General features: G+C 70.1%; 16 protein-coding genes. 8 read left to right on the forward strand and 8 right to left on the reverse strand.

The annotated features are described in order from the left end of the window. Nucleotides 1–32: 32 nt before the first annotated feature. The 7 genes from MRBLWS13_RS16595 to MRBLWS13_RS16625 all read right to left on the reverse strand — a co-directional run bounded on the left by MRBLWS13_RS16595 (nucleotide 33) and on the right by MRBLWS13_RS16625 (nucleotide 11,350). Nucleotides 33–1,544 carry a sugar transferase gene (locus MRBLWS13_RS16595; protein ID WP_349429086.1) on the reverse strand — a complete coding sequence of 504 codons (1,512 nt, stop codon included), beginning with the start codon at nucleotides 1,542–1,544 and terminating at the stop codon, nucleotides 33–35. Between the two features lie 741 nt (nucleotides 1,545–2,285). Further along, entirely contained in the window at nucleotides 2,286–3,200 is a 915-nt protein-coding gene (locus MRBLWS13_RS16600) for a class C sortase (protein WP_349426426.1), read from the reverse strand. Nucleotides 3,201–3,298: 98 nt separating this feature from the next. After that, on the reverse strand, nucleotides 3,299–4,771 hold the full coding sequence (locus MRBLWS13_RS16605; RefSeq protein WP_349426427.1) for a SpaH/EbpB family LPXTG-anchored major pilin: 1,473 nt from the start codon (nucleotides 4,769–4,771) through the stop codon (nucleotides 3,299–3,301). Nucleotides 4,772–4,850: 79 nt separating this feature from the next. Next, nucleotides 4,851–7,751: a VWA domain-containing protein gene (locus MRBLWS13_RS16610; protein ID WP_349426428.1), complete on the reverse strand. Its 2,901-nt coding sequence runs from the start codon at nucleotides 7,749–7,751 to the stop codon at nucleotides 4,851–4,853. A gap of 351 nt (nucleotides 7,752–8,102) precedes the next feature. Continuing rightward, complete coding sequence (locus tag MRBLWS13_RS16615; RefSeq protein ID WP_349426429.1) at nucleotides 8,103–8,984, reverse strand: hypothetical protein; 882 nt, start codon at nucleotides 8,982–8,984, stop codon at nucleotides 8,103–8,105. Between the two features lie 12 nt (nucleotides 8,985–8,996). Next, nucleotides 8,997–10,688, reverse strand: coding sequence for a polysaccharide biosynthesis tyrosine autokinase (locus MRBLWS13_RS16620; RefSeq protein WP_349426430.1), 1,692 nt, complete (start codon nucleotides 10,686–10,688; stop codon nucleotides 8,997–8,999). A gap of 71 nt (nucleotides 10,689–10,759) precedes the next feature. Beyond that, nucleotides 10,760–11,350, reverse strand: a complete 591-nt coding sequence (locus tag MRBLWS13_RS16625; protein ID WP_349426431.1) for a low molecular weight phosphatase family protein — start codon at nucleotides 11,348–11,350, stop codon at nucleotides 10,760–10,762. 34 nt (nucleotides 11,351–11,384) lie between these two features. Here MRBLWS13_RS16625 and MRBLWS13_RS16630 point away from each other — a divergent pair, with 34 nt between their 5' ends. The 4 genes from MRBLWS13_RS16630 (at nucleotide 11,385) to MRBLWS13_RS16645 (ending at nucleotide 15,901) form a co-directional block, all read left to right on the forward strand. After that, on the forward strand, nucleotides 11,385–12,239 hold the full coding sequence (locus MRBLWS13_RS16630; protein WP_349426432.1) for a type II CAAX endopeptidase family protein: 855 nt from the start codon (nucleotides 11,385–11,387) through the stop codon (nucleotides 12,237–12,239). Nucleotides 12,240–12,556: 317 nt separating this feature from the next. Beyond that, nucleotides 12,557–13,081 (forward strand): LPXTG cell wall anchor domain-containing protein, encoded by a 525-nt coding sequence (locus tag MRBLWS13_RS16635; protein WP_349426433.1) that lies wholly within the window; start codon nucleotides 12,557–12,559, stop codon nucleotides 13,079–13,081. A gap of 70 nt (nucleotides 13,082–13,151) precedes the next feature. Continuing rightward, complete coding sequence (locus tag MRBLWS13_RS16640; RefSeq protein ID WP_349426434.1) at nucleotides 13,152–13,892, forward strand: CPBP family intramembrane glutamic endopeptidase; 741 nt, start codon at nucleotides 13,152–13,154, stop codon at nucleotides 13,890–13,892. A 110-nt stretch (nucleotides 13,893–14,002) separates the two neighbouring features. Beyond that, the gene (locus MRBLWS13_RS16645) at nucleotides 14,003–15,901 is read left to right on the forward strand and encodes a DUF222 domain-containing protein (RefSeq protein ID WP_349426435.1); all 1,899 of its coding nucleotides are present in this window, start codon (nucleotides 14,003–14,005) and stop codon (nucleotides 15,899–15,901) included. A gap of 55 nt (nucleotides 15,902–15,956) precedes the next feature. Here MRBLWS13_RS16645 and galU read toward each other — a convergent pair whose 3' ends face one another. Next, entirely contained in the window at nucleotides 15,957–16,850 is an 894-nt protein-coding gene (galU, locus tag MRBLWS13_RS16650; protein WP_349426436.1) for a UTP--glucose-1-phosphate uridylyltransferase GalU, read from the reverse strand. A gap of 304 nt (nucleotides 16,851–17,154) precedes the next feature. Here galU and rplM point away from each other — a divergent pair, with 304 nt between their 5' ends. From rplM to MRBLWS13_RS16670, 4 genes are all read left to right on the forward strand, one after another. Further along, entirely contained in the window at nucleotides 17,155–17,601 is a 447-nt protein-coding gene (rplM, locus tag MRBLWS13_RS16655) for a 50S ribosomal protein L13 (protein WP_308867931.1), read from the forward strand. A 25-nt stretch (nucleotides 17,602–17,626) separates the two neighbouring features. Beyond that, on the forward strand, nucleotides 17,627–18,103 hold the full coding sequence (gene rpsI, locus MRBLWS13_RS16660; RefSeq protein WP_349426437.1) for a 30S ribosomal protein S9: 477 nt from the start codon (nucleotides 17,627–17,629) through the stop codon (nucleotides 18,101–18,103). A 16-nt stretch (nucleotides 18,104–18,119) separates the two neighbouring features. Further along, nucleotides 18,120–19,478, forward strand: coding sequence for a phosphoglucosamine mutase (gene glmM, locus MRBLWS13_RS16665; protein ID WP_349426438.1), 1,359 nt, complete (start codon nucleotides 18,120–18,122; stop codon nucleotides 19,476–19,478). Nucleotides 19,479–19,657: 179 nt separating this feature from the next. Then, nucleotides 19,658–21,619 (forward strand): hypothetical protein, encoded by a 1,962-nt coding sequence (locus MRBLWS13_RS16670; protein WP_349426439.1) that lies wholly within the window; start codon nucleotides 19,658–19,660, stop codon nucleotides 21,617–21,619. The last annotated feature ends 12 nt before the right edge of the window (nucleotides 21,620–21,631 follow it).

Genomic DNA, 21,631 nt, shown 5'->3' on the forward strand with positions numbered 1-21,631 from the left:
TGTGTCGGCTTGATGCCTAACGTTTGCTTGCATCAGTGAGCCGTTTCGCCTGGGACGAGTGCGGCCTTGCCCGTCTTCAGGACGATCACTATGTCGCCCAACAGCGACCAGTTCTCGACATAGGCGAGATCCAGTCGGACGGAGTCCTCCCACGACAAAGCTGACCGACCACCCACTTGCCAAGCGCCGGTGATTCCAGGCTTCATAAGGAATCGGCGGTGCACGTGCTCGGCGTACTGCGCGACTTCGCTGGAAAGCGGAGGTCGCGGACCGACGAGTGACATGCTGCCTGCGATGACGTTGAACAACTGGGGGAGTTCATCCAGGCTGTACTTGCGCATGAACTTGCCGACCTGCGTCACGCGCGGGTCATCGGCCATCTTGAAGAGGACCTCGTTGCCGGAGTTTTGCTTCTCGCGGAGATCGGCGAGGAGCTCCTCGGCGTTGACGACCATCGAGCGGAACTTGAGCATCTCGAACTCGCGGCCCTTCAGGCCGACTCGCTTCTGACGGAAGAGGACTGGCCCGTCAGACGTCAGGCGGACGCTGATCGCCAGGAAAGCGAGCAGCGGGCTGATGAGGACCACTCCCACGACAGAAATCAGAAGATCCATCGTGCGCTTCGCGATGCGCTGGCCACGGCTGAACTTCGGAGTCTCGACGTGGATCAGCGGGAGGCCGGCGACCGGACGTGTGTGGATGCGCGGACCTGCGATGTCGGCGATGCTCGGCGCCAGCACCAGGTGCTGGCGCCCTGCCTCGAGTGCCCACGAGATCTGCTTGACCTTCATCGTCGGCAGGTCGTCCGTGCTCGTCACAGCGACGGTGTCGGCGCCTGTGGCGGCAATGGCCAGTTCGACGTTGTCTACGGTGCCCATCACCGGCACCGACGTGCCGGGAATCGAGTCGGCGATCTTGCCGGAGGGTACACAGGCGCCGACCACCCGGTAACCCGCGGTAGGCGAGCGGTGGAGTTCGCGTGCGATCGCAGCGACCGAGTCCGCCGACCCGACGAGGAGGACTCTCGCCGAGTATTGCCCGACCAAACGCTGCGCGATGAGCCACTGGCGCCAGAGCCAGCGCTCGAGTAGGAGCACGAAAATGCCAAGCGGCAGCGTGATCAGGAGATAGCCGCGGGCGACGTCAACCCGGAAAAGGAAGGCGAGGATCGCGATGGCGCCGAAGAACGTGAAGCTTGCTCGCGCCACGCGTACGTACTCGGTTGGACCCGCGCCGATGATGCGATGGTCGCGAGAGTCGATGAGCGACAGAGCCCACATCCAGGCGATCACGAGAACCGCTGAGAAGGCCCAGTAAGAGAACTCGTTGAAGCGTGAGTCCTCACGGATCGCGACCTGGGCGTTGCCCCACCCGAACCACAGGAGCTGGGTGCCGTACACCGCCCAGATGAGGACGAAGAGGTCGCTGAACCAGAGGCGGGCGGCGTAGTCGCGGCGCCACGGGGTGCGGTGGGGCGCTTCGTCTCGCTCGTCCGTCGCTCGCTCAGCGACCGGGGGAGTGCTCGGCGCCCGCTCAGCGATGATGGGAACGGCGGCGCCGGGGCTCGACGAAGGCGCGGCTGCCCGTGCCTGGGGATAGGGCGGCGTCTCCGTTGGCGCGTCGATGTGGGGATTCGACGTCACAATGTCTTCTCGCTTTGTGGTGGATTACCCGGCCACCACGGGCAGGGTATCAGGTGTTTGTTTCGGCCGAATGGTTGGAATCGGCATTCGCATCCATGGGGGAGGGGAGAACGCCAACTCCATTATTAGAGCGCTCTCATCCTGCCCATGTCCATGTTTCGCTGCGTGGCGCTCAGGCTCAGGATTCGCTCAAGGCGGGAGGGTGGCGGTGGGTGTGGGTGGTTACTATGCGGCTCGTCGGTATGTCGATTTGCACTGGTTCGTGGGGTGTGATATTTGCGCGCCCGCGATTGTGACCACACGTGAATTGCGGGCGTTTCGGGTCTGCGTTTCGACTCGCAAGCTCGCTCAACGACCGGGTGGGGTGGCTCGACGGGCTTGGGGCGTTTCGGGTCTGCGTTTCGACTCGCAAGCTCGCTCAACGACCGGGTGGGGTGGTCGACGGCTCGGGGGCGGTTCGGCGCGTTTCGACTCGCAAGCTCGCTCAACGACCGGGCGGGGTGGCGCGACGGGCGCGGGGGCGTTTCGACTCGCAGGCTCGCTCAACGAACGGGAGGGTTGTTGGACGGTTAGGCGCGTTTCGACTCGCTCGTTCCTCGCTCGCTCAACGACCGGAAGGGGCGGAGGGGAAGGGGGCGGCGGTCAGCGGGCGGGGCGACGGCGCGACGAGAAGACCACGTAGGCGCCAGCGACCAGGGCGGCGCCGCCCAGTCCCAGCGCCCAGTAGGGGAAGCCGGGGATGTCGGGGCGCTGGCCGGCGGCATCCATGTCACGAACCGGAGTGGGGAGGATGCGCTCGCCGGTGACGAGGATGCGGTGGGTGTTGATGCCGAGGGGAGTGCAGGTGACGAGGGTGACGAGGTCGGCGCCACGCTGCGCGTAGAGGGTCTCGGTCTGCTCGGGCTCGACGACCTTCGTGTCGGTCACCTGGTAGGTCAGCACCTCGCCGAAGACCTCGATCGTGAAGGTGTCGCCGACGGCGACCTTGTCGAGGTTGGTGAAGAGCTCGGCGTCGGCGAGGCCGCGGTGACCGGTCAGCACCGAGTGCGTGCTCGCGCCGCCGATCGGCAGCGCAGTGCCCTCGAGGTGGCCGATGCCCTTCGCGAGGGTCTCGTCGCTGGTGCCGTGGTAGATCGGCAGGTCGACGTCGATCGACGGGATCTTGATGCGGGCCATCAGGCCGGTGTCGTCGGCGTGCAGGAGCTGGTCGTAGCCGGACTCGGCGCCCGCCGCGGCGAGGGGCTTGTTCTCGCCGGCGGCGACCACCGACGTGCCGTCGACCAGCGCGTCGTTGTAGGCGACGGCATCCTGAATCGCGGCGTGACGTGACTCGACCGTGAGATCTCGCACCGTCTCTGAGTAGGCGTCGATGCGCTGCGACTGCTGGTACTGCGTGAACCAGGCCGCCGTTGAGGGGTAGAGCAGCACGGCGATGCCGAGCAGAAAGCCCAGGGCGAGCGCTGCCGCCGGCCACGGGAAGCGCCGCCGCGCACGCCGACGCGACCGGTCCCGCAGTGGCGGTTCCGGTCGCGTCGGTTGCTGGAACGTGAGAGTCACGCAGTTCTTTCGGGTGAGGAGGACGGTGGCGGGCGCAAGGGGGAGGGGGGCCCGCCACCGTCCGGTTTCACCGCCGTCGGGCGACGGCGGTGAATCGGTCAGGCGTTCGCCTTCGCGCGACGGCTGATGAGCACCGCCGCACCGACGGTGATGGCCACGAGGGCCGCGCCGCCGACACCGAACCAGAGGGCTCCGTCACCACCGGTGAGAGGCAGCTCCCACGCGGGAACCTGCTCGTTCTCGACCTTGACGAAGTTCACCGACGTCGTGGCCTGACCGGCCACGACCTGCACCTGACGCGCCGTGGCGTCGAGGACGTAGCCCGCAGGCGCCGCGGTCTCGACCAGCCAGTACGTGCCCGGGCGAAGTGCCGGGATGTTCAGCAGGCCGCCGTCGGCGGTGGTCCACTCGCTCGCACCCGCGACGGTCACCGGCTTGGTGCCGGCCTCGTCGAGGAAGAGCTTGAACTTCGCACCGGTGAGCGGAACCTCGGGGTTCGCGTCGGTTTTGGCGTACTTCAGCACACGCAACTGACCCACCGCCGTCGTGGTGGATGCCGTCAGCTCGCTGTCGTTCACGACGCTGATCGCGTCGTTCTCGATCACGCCATTGGCGGGGACCGCCTTGACCTGCGTGAGCACGGTGAACGTGACCTGGCCGCCCTGGGCACCGGCGAGCTTGGTGAGGCCCGATGCGGTGAAGGTGACGGCCAGTTCGTTCGCGCCCACCGGGGCGATCGAGTAGTCGCCCGCGACGAGCGCGACCGGTGCGTTGCTGCCGTCGGTCGCGGTGACTGAGGACGGGGCGACGCCGAAGGCGGTTGCCTGTGCATCGGTGACGAACGCGAGCTGAGCCGGGTCGACCTGGTCGCGCACGACGAACTCCGAGAGCTCCTCGCCGTCGGCGAGCACGGGCACGCCGGCCACGATCTGCCAGCGAACGAGGTCGCCGAAGGCGAGCTCACCGGCGGTGGGCGCGACGACCGTCTTCTCGAGCTCCGTGACGGCGTTCTTCGGGTAGACGTGGACGTCGTAGATCCACTCGTTCGGGTTCTCGGCGTCGGGGCCGGTCGGGAACGGGATCGTCACGAGGAACGGTGCGGCCTTGTCGGTCACCGTCGAGGGCGAGTTGGTCTCGGTTACCAGGTACAGCGCGTACGGCAGGTTCGCCGTGGCGACGCCGCCGTTCGCGGTCGTCACGGTGGTGACGGTCGTGAGACCCGCCGTGGTGGCGGCGGCGATCGGGTCGGCCGCGTCGGCGATCGCCTCGACGGCATCCCAGCCTGCCGTCGTGGTGAGCGCGGGCGTGGTCACCTTCTGAATGGTGAACTCGACGCCGTCGAGCCCGATGCCGGTGAAGCCCGGGATCTTCTCGCCGGTGCCGGGGTCGAGCGGGCTGTCAGCCGTGCGCTCGTACTTGTGGATGGTCAGCGTGCCGGACTGGCCGGTGATGTCACCGACGCCGTTGGGCGTGGTCGCCGACGCGGGAGCCGTCACCGCGACGGCCCCGAGGATCCCCAGTGCGAGTGCGCCGATGGCGGCGGTCACCCGCTTCGAAATGGACGTGTTCATGTTGATCTACTTCCCCAGAAAGTCGGTCAATGGTGCTTCGGATGGATGATTCGAAAAGGTCAGGTCTCGTCGGATCGGGTCAGGCGGTTCCTCGCTTCATTCGGCGGGCGGCGCGCCACGCGGCCACGGCGACGACCGCCGAGACGATGGCTCCGCCCAGGAGCAGGAAGGCGTCCGACGCGGTGCCGCCGGTCAGCGGCAGCACGACCGCGGGCACCTTGTCGTTGACGAATCGGTAGGTCGCCTGCTCGCCGGCGGCGACCTGGACCTCGGTGGACGCGACGTTCTCCCAGTTCGCGTCGACGGCGGGGTCGGTGCCCGGCTTCAGCTTCTGCAGCCCGAGGTTGCGGTAGGCGATGGTGCCCGAGTCGTCGGTCTCTGCCAGCGTGTACGTGTGCGCGGGGCGCACCTCGAACGTGTTGCCGGCGCTCGCCGTGGTCGCCCCTGCCGTCTGCAGTGCGGCGAGCGTGAAGCCCGACGCCGGCGTGCCGGTCAGCGTGAAGTCGGCGGGAACGAGGCCCGAGCCGTCCGCGGTCTTCTTCAGCAGCGTGAGCTTCGCGGTCGTGTTGGTGACGGTGCAGGTCACCTTCTGGCCGAGCGGCACGGTGACCTTGGCGTTCGTCACCGCGACCGTCGTGGTCGTGCCGGTGAGCACGCACTGCCAGCCGGTGGATGCCGGGACGTACGTGTCGGGTCCACCCGACTCCGACAGAGTGTAGGCGGCGGCGGGCGAGACGCTGGCGGTCACGGGCGTCGAGGCGCTGTAGGTGCCCTTCGGCCCGGTGAGGGCGCCGGACGGGGCCTTCGCCTCGAGCGTCCACACCGACGTCGCCGCGGTGCCGGGCGCCGCGACGACCTTCACGAGATCGAGCGTCTGCGTGCAGGTGACGGTGTTCGTGAACTCGAAGACGTTCGCGCCGCCCACGAGGGTCGCGGTGTAGTCGCCCGTCGTCAGATCGAACGGCAGCCCGGTCGACTGGCTGTTGCCCGCCGTCAGCTGCTGCGACGTCAGCACGCAGCCCGGCAGCAGCTGGGCGTCGATCGTGGCGGTCTCGCGCAAGGCCAGCTGCTGACCGATCGAGAACCCGCTGTACGCGGTTCCCCACTTCGGCGACGGCGTCTGGCCGATGCCCGGCGTCGCGGCGAGTCCCGCCGGAACCGCCGGGTCGCCCGCGTTGCCGCGCTGGTAGTACGTGCCGACAGTGGTGCCCGCCGAGTCCTTCACGACCCAGGTCTTGTTCGCCTGCACCGTGGCCGCCTGGCCGTTGACGACGGTGCAGACCACGGCGTCACCCACGGCGAGGCCGGTCAGCGAGAACGTGGCGGCGTTCGGGATGCCGGAGATCGGGGCGCCGTTCTTCAGACACGTCACGCTCTCGACCGACCAGCCCGGCTTCGCCGTCTCGGTGATCGAGACGTTCGCGGTCTGGGACGCACTCGTAAAGGCGATGCGCCACGGCTGCGGGAGGTAGCCGCCGGTCGCCGTCGTCTGCGCGCCCGCCGGCGTCATCGTGCCCGCGCCGGTCTTGGCGGGCGTGAACGTCCAGCCCGCGGCATCCGTCAGCGTGCCGTTGCCCGCGCGCTCCTGCTTGCGCACCTGCACGGTCGCCTCGCAGGTGAGCGACGAGGCCAGGTTGCCGAGCTGGGTCGCGACGACATCCCAGCTGGTCGGGATCGCGAAGTCGGCCTGGCCGATCGGGATGCCGCCGTTCGCGGTCCACTGCACCGGTCCCGTGACCGACGCCAGGTTGTAGGGCGTGCTCGGGTTGAGGTAGTCGCCGACGCCGAACGTGATCATCTGCGTGCCCTGCGCCTTCACGAGGTTGGCCGACAGGATGGCCTCTTCGATGCCGCGCAGGTCGGTCCACGAGCCGTTGCCCGAGCCGCTGCGGTAGCGGGTGGGGTTGCCGTCGGTCAGCATGACGGCGATGTCGTAGTCGGCGCCGGCGACCTGCTCGATGCCGCGATCCCAGTTGGTGTACTGCGTGCCCGATACCGAGATGCCGTTGATCGTGGAGTTGATCGACGAGAGGTTGCCGCTGGTCACCACGGTCGGGTTCATGACGGTGGCCGCGTTGTTGCCGAACTGGAAGATGCCGAGCGACACGCCCTTGCCGGCGAAGGCCGCCGCGAAGGCCTTGGATGCGGTGCGCGCGCCGTTGAGACCCTCGTTGTTGTTGTAGGTCATCGAGGTGGAGGTGTCGACGATCAGCGCGACCTTGAGGCCCGGCGTGCACGTCGGCGTGAAGCGGGGATTGTCGATCGTGGGGATCATCTCGGTGCCGTAGTGGTTCCACCGGTTGGAGGTCGACACGGTGCGCGATAGCGGCAGGCCGGGGTTGCCGACGCGCGAGCTGCTCGGCATGTTGCCGGTGCCGGTGGTGGGCACCTGGTACGGCGTCTGCGACCGGGTGATCGCCGGCGTGCGGAACGCGTACGGCGTCGCGGCGAAGCGGTCGGTGTTGTTCGACGAGTCGGTGTTGTCACCGGTGACGAGGTACTGGCTGAGGAAGGCGTCGGGGCCCGCGGTCGCCGTCGGCACCACCCAGTAGCGCGGGCCGTTCGAAGTGGGCGCATTGGCGAGCACGAAGCTGCAGTCGCCGTCGGCGTCGGTCGTGCAGGTCGCGACGACCGTGCTGCCGTAGGTCGCGCCGCCGTCGACCGTGGTCTCGTTGCGCAGCTCGAGTGCGATGCCCGCGGTGGCCGAGGTCGTCGTCTGCCCGCCTGCGGCGTCGCGGAGGGCGCGCAGGTTGACCGTGATGGCGGCGCCGCCGGACGGGATCGAGGGCGCTGCGAGCGGCGCGATCGCCTGCGCGGCGCGTGCCGCGGCGGACGTGTCGACCGACGTCGCCGGCGCCACCGATGGCACGGCGAGGGCGGGTGCGAGCCCGCCGAGCACGAGGCCCGCCGAGAGCACGGTGGCGGCGACCGCACCGGCCGAGCGCCGCATACGGCGGCGGTTTCGGGCGTGCTGGCGCATTTCGCGGCGCGATGAAGCGTCGTGGTTCATATCGGTGCCCCCCAGAGGCATCGCTCAAGAAGGCAGCCCCAAACCCGACGCGCCCCCACGGCGCACGGGCTCTGCCCTCAGAATTGCCGCATTTCGCGAGACCGCCGGTGAACTTCGGGTACCCGGCGTCGCGGCGAAAGGCGACGTTCCTGAACCTAGGGGTGCCGATCGAAACGGTTCAAGTCCATTACGCGACTTGAGGAGAAACCGCGCTGATCTTGAGGTTCGGCCGCGGCCCGCAACGCCGGTGCGCAACCGGACAAGGGAGCCCGCCAAAGCTATGCCGGACGGGGGATATGTCTCCTGTTGATGGCGGTCACATCACGGGATGCCGACGAGCGCGTCACCGATCCACGCCACGACGCCATCACCCCGAGCCGCGATCGCGACGGGGCCCGCGGCATCCGTTCCCTCCACGCAGCCCACCGCCGACGCGACACCGGACATGTCGGCGGCCACGCGCGCAATCGCGATGCCGGCGCAGTCGTCGGCCTGATGCGCGACCAGGATGTCGGAATCGTCGACCGCCACCGCCAGTGCGCGCTCGGGAGCGAGCGCGGCCCACTGCCCGGCCGACCATGACCACGCCCGCCCATCGCACACCAGTGCGACCACGTCGCCGGACGCGTGGAGTCCGAACGCGGCCGGGCACGGCGCGGGAACGGGGCCGGACGGCAGCTGCACGGACCCGGCATCGCGCAGGTCCACGTAGCGCGAGGCGGCGAGCACGTCGGGGTAGGAGTCCCAGAACTCGCCGCGGGTGTAGGTGCGCAGCGCCTGAGGCTCGCAGCCGGCCGTGGCGCCGACCAGCTCGGCGTCGCGGGCGGAGAAGGCCTCGAGCGTCTGCACCTGTGCGATGCCGAGGTAGGCGGGCGTCACGTCGGTCCAGGTCGCGCCCTGGTCGTACGAGCGCTCGACGACGGGCGCGGGGCCGGCACACGAGCCGGCGGTCGCGCGCCACCAGACCTCGGAGCCGATCGCGAGCATGCGGGCCTGTGTGAGGTCCACGGCGCTCGCCGTGGGCGTCGGCGTCGGCGTCTGGGTCCGAACCCCCACCGAGAAGGTCGGCACCGGCTGGGCCTCGCTCCGGGCGGCGTCAGGATTGGCGTGCTGATACGCGGCCAACGCGAGCACCGTCACCACGACGACGAGCGCGAGCACTCCCGTGATCGCGAGCCATCTCGCCGCGCCGAACCGTTGCATGGGGCCGGTGGCTCAGGGCAGGGGGTCGTTGCGGCCCGGGGCGCTCGACGAGCCGCCCGCCTGCCGCACGATGTCGTCGATCGTGAGCCCCCCGTTCTGCGGAGTCGCTCGTGACTCCTCCAGCGGCGTCGCCGGCATCGACCGCACCGGCGCCGAGACGGCGGGAGCCGCCTGAGGCGCCGGGCGAGCAGCCGCAGGAGCCTGGCGCGCCGGAGCGGCAGCGGGCTGAGCGGCACTGGGCTGAGCGGGCGCGAAGGTCGCCGCGGGCGAGCCCGCGGGAGCGGACTTCGCGGACTTCGCGGTCTTCGGGGGCTTGGTGCGCTTGGTCTTCTTCGCCGGCGCCGCGTCGACGTACCCGTACGAGCCGTAGCCATAGCCGTAGGCGTATGAGTCCGGTCCGCGCGTGGGGACCATCGTCATCGCGATGCCCGCGATGTGCGCACCCGCGGTCTGCAGCGCGTCGATCGCCCCCGACAGCTGATGGCGGTTGGTGTGACCGGCCGAGACGATGAGAATCGCCCCGTTGGTCTGCTTCGCCAGGATGGAGGCATCCGTCACGGGGAGCAGGGGAGGGGCGTCGCACAGCACGATGTCGACGTCGCGCTCAAGCGCCTCGAGCAGCTGGCGCATGCTCTTCGAGCCGAGCAGCTCGCTCGGGTTCGGCGGGATCTTGCCGGCGGGCAGCACGTAGAGGCTGCGGTTGCCCCACGGGAGCATCACGTCGCTCAGGCGCGCGCGGCCGATGAGCACGTCGGTGAGACCTGCGCCGCCCTCGATGCCGAGGTACTCGGCGACCTTGGGCTTGCGCAGATCGGTGTCGAGCAGTGCCACCCGCTTGCCTGCGTCGGCGAGCGCGATCGCGAGGTTGATGGCGGTCGTCGACTTGCCCTCGCTCGGCACACTCGAGGTGATGACGAACGACGCGCGCCCCTCGTTCTCGAGGAATTGCAGGTTCGTGCGCATCGACCGGAACGACTCGGCCCGGGGGCTGAGCGGATCGGCGTGCACGATGAGCGGCCGCTCCTTCGCCCTCGGGTCGAACGCGATGGCGCCGATGATCGGGCGATCGCTGACCTGCTCCACGTCGCGCGGCGTGCGGATGCGCGTGTCGAGCACGGCGCGCAGCACCGCCACGCCGATGCCGAGCGCGAGCCCCACCAGGGCGCCCAGCGCCAGGTTCAGCGGCACGTTCGGGCTGGAGGGTTCGAGCGGCGGCAGCGCGTCCTTCACCCGTTCGAGGCTGACCGGGCTCGTGTCGGTGCCGTTGGGTGTCTCGAGCTGCTCCACGACGGCCGTCAGCGACATCGCGAGCGCGTTCGCGGTCTCGGCGGCGCGGACCGGATCCGTATCGGTCACGGTGATCGTGATCAGCGTCGTGTTGAGCGCGGCGGATGCCTCGACCCGCGCGCCCAGATCGTTCGCCGTCGTGCCGAGCTCGAGCTCGGCGATGACCGGATTCATCACGATCGGCGTCGTGACGAGGTTCGTGTAGGTCTGCACGCGGGACTGCGTGAAGTTCGATCCCTGCTGCAGATCCTGGATCGTCGAACCCGACTGGGTCGACACGAAGACCGTGCTCTGCGCCTCGTACTGGGGGGTGCGCGTGAGCGACCAGGCTGCGGCGATGCCGATGCCCACAAGGGTCGCCACGACGATGATGACCCAGTTCTTGCGGAGGATCCGGATGTAGTCGGTGAGCTCCATGTCGCCTCTCGCGGGGGTGCCGGTGTGCTCCGTGAATTCTTACACAGGGCCAGGTCGAGGCCCGGAACGGGTTACGTCAGCGCTGCGCGCACGGTTGCAGCGACCGCCGTGACGGCGGGCTCGAGCTGCTGTGCCGACAGCAGGTAGGTCTCCCACGGCTGCCGGTACGGGTCGATCACATCGTCGTCGTCGGGATCCTCCGGTGGCGGCACGAGACCGCGGTACGACGCGACCACGGATGCCGCGGCCCGCAGCTTCTCGGACGGTGAGGCGGCGGCATCCGCCGCCGCCCGCAGCTCGTCGGCGGGCACGGCCGCGGCCAGTCGAGCGAACTCACGGATCGTGAACGTCGAACGCAGGCGAGACGGCGCCAGCTCGGCGATGGCACGGCGATGCACGCGCGTCATCGCGAGGATCAGGTCGGGCGTGTCGAGGTGCTGTTCGGTGAGGAACCGCGAGCGGTGGGCGTCGGTCTCATCGTCGGGGACGCCGAGCGCCCGCGCGATATGCGCCGCCTCGACCGTCATCGGCGCCGCGGGCAGACCGCGCGTGCCGGCGCTCGCGACGTAGGGAGCGAGGTCTGCGAGCCGTGCGCGCAGCAGCTGCTCGGCGAGCGGCGAACGGCAGATGTTGCCCGTGCAGACCGTGAGGATCGCGAACAAGGGGATGCCTCCACGGGGCGGGTAACGTAGGCGCGTGCCTGACCAGCCTAGCGACGCCACGCCCACGGTCGACGTGTGGGCGATCCAGCCGCCGGCCGCCGCGATCGTCGACGCGGACGGCGCCGTCGCGCCCGTGGACGGGCCGGCGCCGCGCCGCTCCCGTCGCGCATCGCACGAGGCTCGCACCGACTGGCGCCTGGGCGGACGCACCGTGCTGCGGTGGCGCGAGGGGCTGCTGGCCGTCGCGCTGGTGTCGCTCGGCGCCGCCGTGCTGCTCGGGTCGCTCGTCGCCACGGTGTGGGATTCGCCGTGGGCTGCGGCATCCGCCACCGTCATCATGTGGCTCGGGATGCTGGGCCCTATCGTCTGGGCGTTCACCCGGTCGCGACCGATCGGCCTGCTGCGGCTGCGAGCCATCGACCTGCTCTACGGGCTGGTGCTGGGTGCGCTCCTGCGCACCACCCAGGGATGGATCGAAGGACTGGATGGCAGCGCGGCGACGCTCCCGACCCTGCTGCAGGTCGACGGCTCGTGGGCGCTCTCGACGGTCGCTCTCGACGTCGTGGCACCGGTCGTGGTCGCGCCGCTCGTCGAGGAGTTCTTCTTCCGCGCCGTGGTGCTCGTCGCGCTTTACACCGTGCTGCGGCGCCCGTTCGGCAAGCTCACCGCCGGGCTCGTGGCCGCGCTCGCCTCGACCGCGTTGTTCGTGCTGGTGCACGGCATCTCGGGCGACGTCGACGCGAGCGGCGTGGTGTCGCTCTCGCTTCTGGGGATGGTATGCGCGCTGCTGGTGCTGCTGACCGGGCGCATCTGGGGAGCCGTGCTCGTGCACGCGGTCTACAACGCCTCGTACGTGGGTTTGGGCCTGCTCGTAGGCGCAATGACCTAGGTCTTTGGGCATTTCGCGTGGGCTCAATTTGTCCCCCGAATGGGGGACATTTCGCATCTCGCCTTCAATATGTCCCCCGAAAGGGGGACATTGGGACATCTCGGATCGTCTTGTCGCCCTTGTGGGGGACACGCAGTTTGTGTTTTGTCCTCCGTTCGGGGGACAGGTGCGACAATTTGTTACTTTCTGGAAACCCTGGCCCTCTCGCCGAACTCTCAGAATGCGATAGCGTGTGACACGTCGGGCGACCGGGGAGCGCTTGCCCGACACAAATCCCCCCAGCCGATGACGTGCCAATTACTCGGGAGATCTCTGCCATGTTCAAGAAGACTTTCGCCGCGATTGCTGTCGCCGGCCTGCTGGTTCTCGGCGGCGCCGGTGCGGCATCCGCCGACTACACGCCTGACCCCCCGACAGTTGTCGTGAGCGACACCACGCCGGCTGTGGGTCAGACCATCACCATCACGTTCAACAACCTGAACGTCCCCTTCGTCCGCATCACGGTCACCCCCGGCCAGGGCGTCACCCTCGCATCGCTGGTCCACGCCGCAGGTAGCGGCGGGGTGGAGAAGCAGGTCGTCGACGGCTCGGCTTCGGTCCAGTTCACGGCCAGCCAGACCGGCACCTACGTCGTCACCGCCGTGGACGGCGAGGGCAACGTGGTTGCCACGCAGACGATCACCGTCGGGACTGCCGCTGCCGGCGGTGGCTCGGCCCAGCTGCCCGCCACGGGTGGCGAGGTTCCGGGTGCGTTCATCTGGCTCGGCGTCGGCGCCATCGGCCTCGGCGGCATCGCTGTCGCGGCTGCGGTCGCCCGTCGTCGCGCTGCTGCCAACCGCTGACCTACGACATCACGAAGACCCCGGGCTCCGGCCCGGGGTCTTCGTCTTTTTCCGCAGCACGAGGGGTGCGATGGTGAACGACGGGGCCGATGTGTCGGTAGATGCGCCGGGTCGCCGGCGCGCGTGGCGACATCCATGGGTGGCACTGGCGGTGGCGGCCGTCGGCGCACTGCTCGCCGCGGCGGTGATCCTCTGGCTCCCGTCGGTGCACGCGGTGATCTGGGCCTGGCCGCTGATCCTGGTCGCGTTCGTCGACCTGGTGCTGCTGTCGGCTCCGCTGCTCGGCGCGGTCATCGTGGCCGCGCGGGTGACGCAGGAGCGGTTCACGGTGGCCACCGGGTTGCGCGGATTCTCATGGATCGACGTCGTTGCGGGGCTGGGCGTCGGGCTCGTCGCGCGAGCGCTCGTGGAGCTCGTCGCGCCCTCCACCGGTGGCCTCGGGGGCGGGCTGATCCCGAATGACTCGAGCGTGATGGCCGCGATGATCGTCACCCTCGCGGGCGCCGTTCTCGTCACTCCCGTGATCGAGGAGCTGTTCTTCCGCGGATTGCTCCAGCGCTCGTTGGGTGATGCGCTTGAGGGCGCGGGGCGGTGGGTCGCCGGTCCGGTGGCCGTGCTCTTCTCGACGGCGCTGTTCGCGGGACTGCACGCACTTGCGGCAGGACCGTTCGTCCCCGTCGGCCTGCTGCTCGGCACCGTCGCTGTGGGGCTGGGGTGCGGCGTGCTGACGCTGCTGACCGGCAGGCTCGCCGGGGCCTTGACGGCGCACGTCGTCTTCAACGCCGTCGGGGCTGCGCTGCTGATCTGGTGAGGCGGCGGGGCGCAGCGTCCGTGCCTCTTATATAGGGGGATCGTGAGGTGCGGCTGTCGGCGGGGAGCGTTCGGGCGTGGACGTGCCGCAGCGGCGGGGAATCGAGTCACGTGGATGCGAACAGAGATTCGAATGTCAGAGGTTGGTGGGATGCTTCAGATATGAACATCCTCACCGATCTGCGGGGCCGGCTCGACCGGCTCGCGGCATGGTCGGAGCTGGATGTCGATGCTGAGGCGCTCCCGTCGAGCGCGGCGCGGCTGAGCGATTCGTCGGTGCTCGAGGTCCTCGCCGAGGTCGGCGCGATCGCGAACGACGCCGACCGGTTGCAGGCGGTGCTCGCCGGAGTCGCGGCCACGAGGTCCTCGCGCGAGCGCGGTCAGGGTGGACTCGCCGCGGGGCAGGGGTTCTCCACGCCCGAGAAGCTGATCCAGTCGATCACCGGCGGCACGAGGGCCGAGGCTGTGCGCCAGGTGCGCGTCGGCAAGTCGCTCGTGGAGGGGACGGATGCTGCGCCCCCGGCGGTCATGCCGGGCGGCGACGTCTCGGGGGTTCCGGTGCTTCCGGGGTTCGGTGCCGACGGGGTCGGCAGCGGCTCGGGCGATGGGCATCCGGGGGCCGTTGCGGACGACGAGGTCGGAGGTGTCATGCCGGATGAGACGCCGGTGCGGGTGGCGCCGTGGGATGAGCCGCTGCGGCGGGGACTGCTCGATGGGCGGCTGACGACGGCACAGCATGACGCGATCCGGCGTGGGCTCGGTGAGCCTCGAGTGGCGACCGCTGAGCGCGGTGCCGTGCCTGGCGCGAACGATTCGCCGGGCGAGTCTGGCCCGGGTGGTGTTGCGGGCGCGGGTGGCGCGGATGCGCCCGGAGACGACGGGGATCCGGGGGCGGAGTCGATGCTGTTCCCGCCGGTGGACCCGGCTGAAGAGGCCGCGCGCGAAGCGATGGTGCGTGAGGCGTGGACGCTGGCGGCGGAAGCGCTCGCGGCGGAGGCGTCAGGGCAGCCGGTGGAGGAACTGGCGAAGCGCGCGCGGACCATGCGGGACATGCTCGACCCGGTCGGGGCCGAGGAACGTTACGGTCGACGGTTCGAGAACCGCGGATTCCGGATGTGGATCGACGCGGATGGGCAGGAACGCGGCACGATCGCCTTCGACGATGAGATGGGCGCGTTCGTGCGGTCCGTGCTAGCCGCGGGGCTGCGCCCCCGCCGCGGCGGACCGCGCTTCATGACCGACGAAGAGCGTGCGGCCGCGGAGAGCCTCATCGAAGACCCGCGCACGAACGACCAGCTCGCCTATGACCTGCTGATGGACATGACTCGCGCCGGCGCGCTCGCCGAGGCGAAGCGTGTGTTCGGATCCCGGCAGCCGGGTGTGCGGATGGTCGTCGTCAAGGACGCCGGACCCCGCGATGCCTTCGGTCGACTGATCGCGGTCGGGCACGACGTGGACGGCGGATGCGCGCTGCCGGGTTCGGTGATCGACCGCAACGCGTGCGCGAACGGGGCCATCGAGGTCATCGTCGATCCCGAAGGCAACCCGTTCGACCTCGGGCGTGAAGCCCGCATGTACTCAGCCGCGCAGCGAGTCGCGCTCGCGGTCCGCGACGGCGGCTGTGTCTGGCCCGGCTGCGACCGACCTCCGTCGTACTGCGAAGCCCATCATTGCGATCACTTCGCTGAGGGCGGAGAGACGAACGTCGATCGGGGCGTGCTGCTCTGCAGGTTCCACCATATGAAGCTGCACAACACCGGGTGGCGCATCACCAGAGACGGGAAGGGGACATTCGTGCTCCGCCCGCCGGCCGGCGAGGGCGGCCCGATCGTGCTCGTCTCCAAGTCGGCGTGGAGCTGGGCGTGGGATCCACCCCGACCACCCGACCGCGCCGAGTGGCGGCAACCGCCGGATCTTCCGCCGAGACCCGGAAGCCCGGGCGCGTGGACCCACGAAAGGTCACACCCCGTGGGGCCTGCCAGGGGCGGCGGACTGAGAACCGGCACCTGAGTCGGCATCCGAGTCGGCATCCGAGCCGGCAGCGTCCGTGCTCAGGGCGTCCGGCTCAGTCGAGCTGCGGTGCGAGTTCCTTGATCCACTGGGCGAGTTCGGGGCCGAGGTCCTCGCGGTCGAGGGCGAGCCGGATGCTCGACTTCAGGTAGTCGAGGCGATCGCCGGTGTCATAGCGGCGACCTGCGAACACGACACCGAGCACCGGTCCGGCGACCTGCTCGTCGTCGGCGAGCACCTCGAGGGCATCCGTCAGCTGGATCTCGCCACCCTTGCCGGGATCGGTGCGCTCGAGCACGTCGAAGATCTCAGGCTTGAGCACGTAGCGACCGATGATCGCCAGGTTGCTCGGTGCCTCGTCGGCCGACGGCTTCTCGACCAGAGCCTTGATCTTCACGATGTCGGCTTCGTCGGTGGGCTCGACGTCGGCGCACCCGTACAGGTGGATCTGGCTCGGATCCACCTCCATGAGCGCGACGACCGTCGCCGACTGGCCCTGCGACACCTCGATCATGCGGGAGAGCAGCGGGTCGCGGGCGTCGATGAGGTCATCGCCGAGGAGAACGGCGAAGGTCTCGTTGCCGACGTGCTTGCGGGCGCGCAGCACCGCGTGACCGAGACCGCGCGGGTCGCCCTGGCGGACGAAATGGACGTCCGCGAGCGAACTGGAATGCATGACCCGCTCGAGCTTCGTCATGTCGCCCTTGCGGTGAAGCGTGTCCTCGAGCTCGGTCACGCGGTCGAAGTGGTTGGCGAGCGCGTTCTTGTTGCGTCCGATGATGACGAGCACATCGTCGATGCCCGCGGCCACCGCCTCTTCGACGACGTACTGAATGGCGGGCTTGTCGACGACGGGGAGCATCTCCTTCGGCATCGCCTTGGTGGCAGGGAGGAAGCGCGTGCCCAAGCCTGCGGCGGGGATCACTGCTTTGATCGACGGTGCATTCATGAGAAGAAGGTTAGAGACGTCGTGTGAACGAGGTGTGACAGATGTCGCACGATATGCCGCGTGAACGAGCCGGCGCGTGAGGCGCACGGCGTGGCGCTCCCGACATGACGAGGTCTGCGGGTATTGCGCCGGTTTGGCCGAGGCATCCGTGTCGCGTACTATTGATCTTTGGTGTGCGGCTCAGCTGACCCGGCACCACGAACGTGAGCCCTCCACTGGCGTGTTCCGCCTCCGATCCGGAGCAGAACCACCCCGGAGTGGGATTCACGAACTCCTCCGTTCGAATCAAGAAAGCAGCACTACTGTGACGCGCACTTACACCCCCAAGGCTGGCGAGATCCAGCGCGAGTGGCTGGTCATCGACGCGACTGACGTCGTCCTCGGCCGTCTCGCTTCGCACGCCGCCACCCTCCTCCGTGGCAAGCACAAGCCGACGTTCGCACCGCACGTCGACCAGGGCGACTTCGTCATCATCATCAACGCCGAGAAGGTCGCGCTGACGGGCCAGAAGCTCGAGCAGAAGAAGGCGTACCGTCACTCGGGCTACCCGGGCGGCCTGAAGTCGGTCACCTACTCGGAGCTCCTCGAGAAGAACCCGGTCCGCGCCGTGGAGAAGGCCGTCCGCGGCATGCTCCCGAAGAACTCGCTCGGCCGCGACCAGCTGTCGAAGCTCAAGGTGTACCGCGGTGCCGAGCACCCGCACGCCGCGCAGAAGCCCACCGCGTACGTTTTCGACCAGGTCGCCCAGTAAGCGCCGTAGAGACAAGGACACACTGATGGCGAACATCGAAGAAACCCCCACGAGCTACTCCACCGAGTCCCAGGTCGACGAGACCGTCGTCGCCGCCGAGCGCCCCGTGCTCTCGGTGTCGGGTGCGGCCGTCGGTCGCCGCAAGCAGGCCATCGCCCGCGTGCGCGTCATCCCCGGCTCGGGCACCATCACCGTCAACGGCCGTGCGTTCGAGGACTACTTCCCGAACAAGCTGCACCAGCAGCTCATCACCGACCCGTTCACGGTGCTCAACCTCACCGACGCGTACGACGTCATCGTGCGCATCTCGGGCGGTGGCCCCTCGGGCCAGGCCGGCGCGCTGCGCCTCGGCATCGCTCGTGCGCTCAACGAGATCGACACCGAGAACAACCGCCCGACCCTCAAGAAGGCCGGCTTCCTCTCGCGTGACGCCCGCGTCATCGAGCGCAAGAAGGCCGGTCTCAAGAAGGCCCGCAAGGCGCCTCAGTACTCGAAGCGCTGATCGGCTTCATCTCCGTATGCCGATCTTTGGCACGGACGGGGTGAGGGGGCTGGCCAACGGCCCCCTCACCGCCGATCTCGCACTGTCCCTGGCCCAGGCGACCGCCGTCGTCCTGGGCCAGGGCCGTACTGCCGAGGCGCGTCGCGCCGCCGGCAAGCGCCTCAGCGCCGTCGTCGCGCGCGATCCGCGCGTCTCGGGCGAGTTCCTCTCGGCCGCGGTCGAGGCGGGTCTCGCCTCGTCGGGCGTCGACGTCTTCGACGCCGGCGTGCTGCCCACCCCGGCAGCCGCGTTCCTGATCGCCGACATGGATGCCGACTTCGGCGTCATGGTCTCGGCATCCCACAACCCCGCTCCCGACAACGGCATCAAGATCTTCGCGCGAGGTGGCGTGAAGCTGCCCGACGTCGTCGAGGAGCGCATCGAGAGCGCGATGTCCGGGCCCAAGCTGCTGCCCACCGGCGGCGCCATCGGACGCATCCGCCGGTTCGCCGACGCCGAAGACCGGTACGTCGTGCACCTGCTCGGCTCGCTGCCCCACCGCCTGGACGGCCTGCACGTCGTGCTCGACTGCGCGCACGGTGCGGCATCCGGAGTCTCTCCCGAGACCTTCAAGGATGCCGGCGCCCGCGTCACCGTCATCGGCGCCGACCCCGACGGCATCAACATCAATGACGGCGTCGGCTCGACGCACCTCGACGTGCTGTCGCGGGCGGTGCTCGAGCACGGCGCCGACGTCGGCATCGCGCACGATGGCGACGCCGACCGCTGCCTCGCGGTCGATGCGACCGGCAAGATCGTCGACGGCGACCAGATCATGGCGATCCTCGCGGTGTCGATGAAGAACCGCGGCCGCCTGAAGGACGACACCCTCGTCGCCACCGTGATGAGCAACCTCGGCCTGCACCGTGCGATGTCGGCCCACGGCATCCACGTCGAGACGACGGCGGTCGGCGACCGCTACGTGCTCGAGCGCATGAACGAGGGCGGCTTCTCGCTCGGCGGCGAGCAGTCCGGCCACGTCATCATGAGCGACTACGCCACGACGGGCGACGGCGTGCTCACCGGTCTGCATCTCGTCGCCGAGATGGCACGCACCGGCAAGACCCTCGCCGAGCTCGCCTCGATCATGACCGTGTACCCGCAGGTGCTCGTGAACGTGCGCGGTGTGGATCGTACGCGTGCGGGCTCCGACGACGTGGTTCAGGATGCCGTCGCCCGTGCCTCGGCCGAGCTCGGCCTCTCCGGACGCGTGCTCCTGCGACCCTCGGGCACCGAGGAGATGGTGCGCGTGATGGTCGAGGCGGGGTCGGAGGACGACGCCCGCCGGCACGCCGACGCGCTCGCCGATGTCGTGCGGGAGCGGCTGGCGCTGTAGCTCTCGCCGTCGGTGCGCGTTGCGGGCGCGGCGCAGACGCGGCGCCGGCGGCGGACGGTCGACCCACAGGGTGACCGTCCCGATCCGGTGACCCCACTGACCAGGGGAAAACCCCCATGCTGCACGTGCCGTCTCGGACGTACACTGGCGTCCTCTCAGCGATGAGGACGGAGCTGAGCATGGGACTTCGGGGGAAGACCGGCGCACCGCACGGCGGTCCGTCGCGGCCATACGACGAGCACGACGACGACCTCGAGGCGGAACGCGAGCGCGAAGCGGCGCTCGCCGGACTGTTCGGCCCGCTCCGCGTGGGGGAGCGGGAGCAGCCGATCGCCGTGGCCGCTGCCAGCGCCCGCGTGATGGCGCATCACGGCGCCGCCGCGGCGTCGGTGCCGGCGACCGCGCCGACCGTGGCCGCGCTGATGGCCGTCCCGCCAGCCCGTGTCACCGTTCCAGCGCCGGCTCCGGCTCCGGCCCCGGCCCCGGCTACGGCTACGGCTGCGGCCGTCGCGGTGTCGCCTGACGCGCAGATCGCCCGCCCGGCGAAGCCTGCCGCGGCCGTCGCGGCGGCGGCGTCCGAGACGCCCATCGCTGGCCCGGCGAAGCCGGCTCCTGCTTCGGTGCCCGCCGTCGCGGTGTCGCCCGACGCGCAGATAGTCCGCCCGGCGAAGTCGGCTCCGCCACTTCCGCCCACCATTGTCGCTGCGACCCCGGCTCCGGTGACCGCTCCGGCACCCGCCGTCGCGGCGGCGTCCGAGACGCCCATCGCTCGCCCGGCGACGACGGCTGCCGCCGTCGTGGCGGCGCCCGAGACGCCGATCGCTCGCCCGGCGAAGTCGGCTCCGCCACTTCCACCCACCATTGTCGCCGCGACCCCGCCGGGGATCGCCGCGGCCATCGCCGTACCCGCCGAAATCGGCGGCGATTCCCTCGCCACTGGGGGACCCGCGGCGAGCGCGCCCGGATCAGGGGACAGTCCGCGCGCGCTCGCCGCGATGGGTCCAGGGGGCCCCGCGCCCGCCCCGGTCGATGATCAGGTCGTGCCTCCGCGCGCGGCGCCGCTCGAGGCCGCGCCTGTCGTCGAGGCGCAGCGCACGGCACCACCGAACACGGCCGCGACCGCGCCGGGCACCAGACGCCCCGCGCGAAGGAGTGCGGCGGCGCGCTGGGGGCTGGTGGCGGCATCCGTCATCGTCGTCGGAGCTCTCGCGACCGCGGGAACCGTCACGGTGCAATCCGCGATGGCCCGAGACCGGCTCGCGGCCGCCGTCGCTCAGCTCGACGAGGCCGAGGCGGGCGTCGTCGCAGCGCAGGCCGACCTCGACGCGGCGCTCGTCGAGGACGCCGCGCTCGGCGCTGCCGGCGACGCGGCCGTCGCCGCCACCGAACCCGTCCTCGCCCAGCTCGGAGGGATCAGCGACGACGCGGCGCTGCAGGCAGCACAGGTGGCATTCGACGACCTGAACGCGGATGCCGGCGCCTCGCCTGTCGCCGGCCCGGACACAACTGCGCGGACGGGGGCCGACACGACGGATGTCGAGGCCGTCACCGCTGCCACGGACGACGCCGATGACTTCCGCGCCGACCTCGTCGCCGCGGCATCCGATGTCCGCGCGGACTCCGCGGCGCTGCAGGGCCGGATCGACGCGTTGCACGCGGCGCTCCTCGCGCTCGGCGCGACGCTGCCGACCTCGGCGGATCGGATCGCCGCCGAGAACCCGCTGCCGGCGACCGAGCTGCGGGACGCGGTGCTCGGCGCAGCGGCGGCAGCCGCAGCGGCACGCGAGAACGCCGACGCCCTCGCGGCGATGGGCTCGTATGCGGGCGCGGTTGCGGCGCTGCGCGGCGAGCAGGAGCGGATCGCCGCCGAGCAGCAGCGGCTGCGCGAGCTGGAGCAGCAGCGCGCGGCGCAGCGGCAGCGGTCGCAGCAGTCCCCAGGCCAGACACCGGCTCCGGCGCCCGCGCCGGACCAGGGTTCTGCGCCGCAGACGCCCTCCGCCCCCTCGCCGCAGCCCGACCCGCAACCGGAGCCCGACCCACAGCCGGAGCCCGACCCGCAGCCGGACCCGGAACCCGAACCGGAACCGGACTCCGGCCCGGGCAACGGCTGGCCCTGGGGGCCGTGGCCGGGGCAGGGCTGAGGCGGCGCACAG

The sequence above is a fragment of the Microbacterium sp. LWS13-1.2 genome (genome assembly GCF_040144835.1).
Lineage (GTDB): Bacteria > Actinomycetota > Actinomycetes > Actinomycetales > Microbacteriaceae > Microbacterium.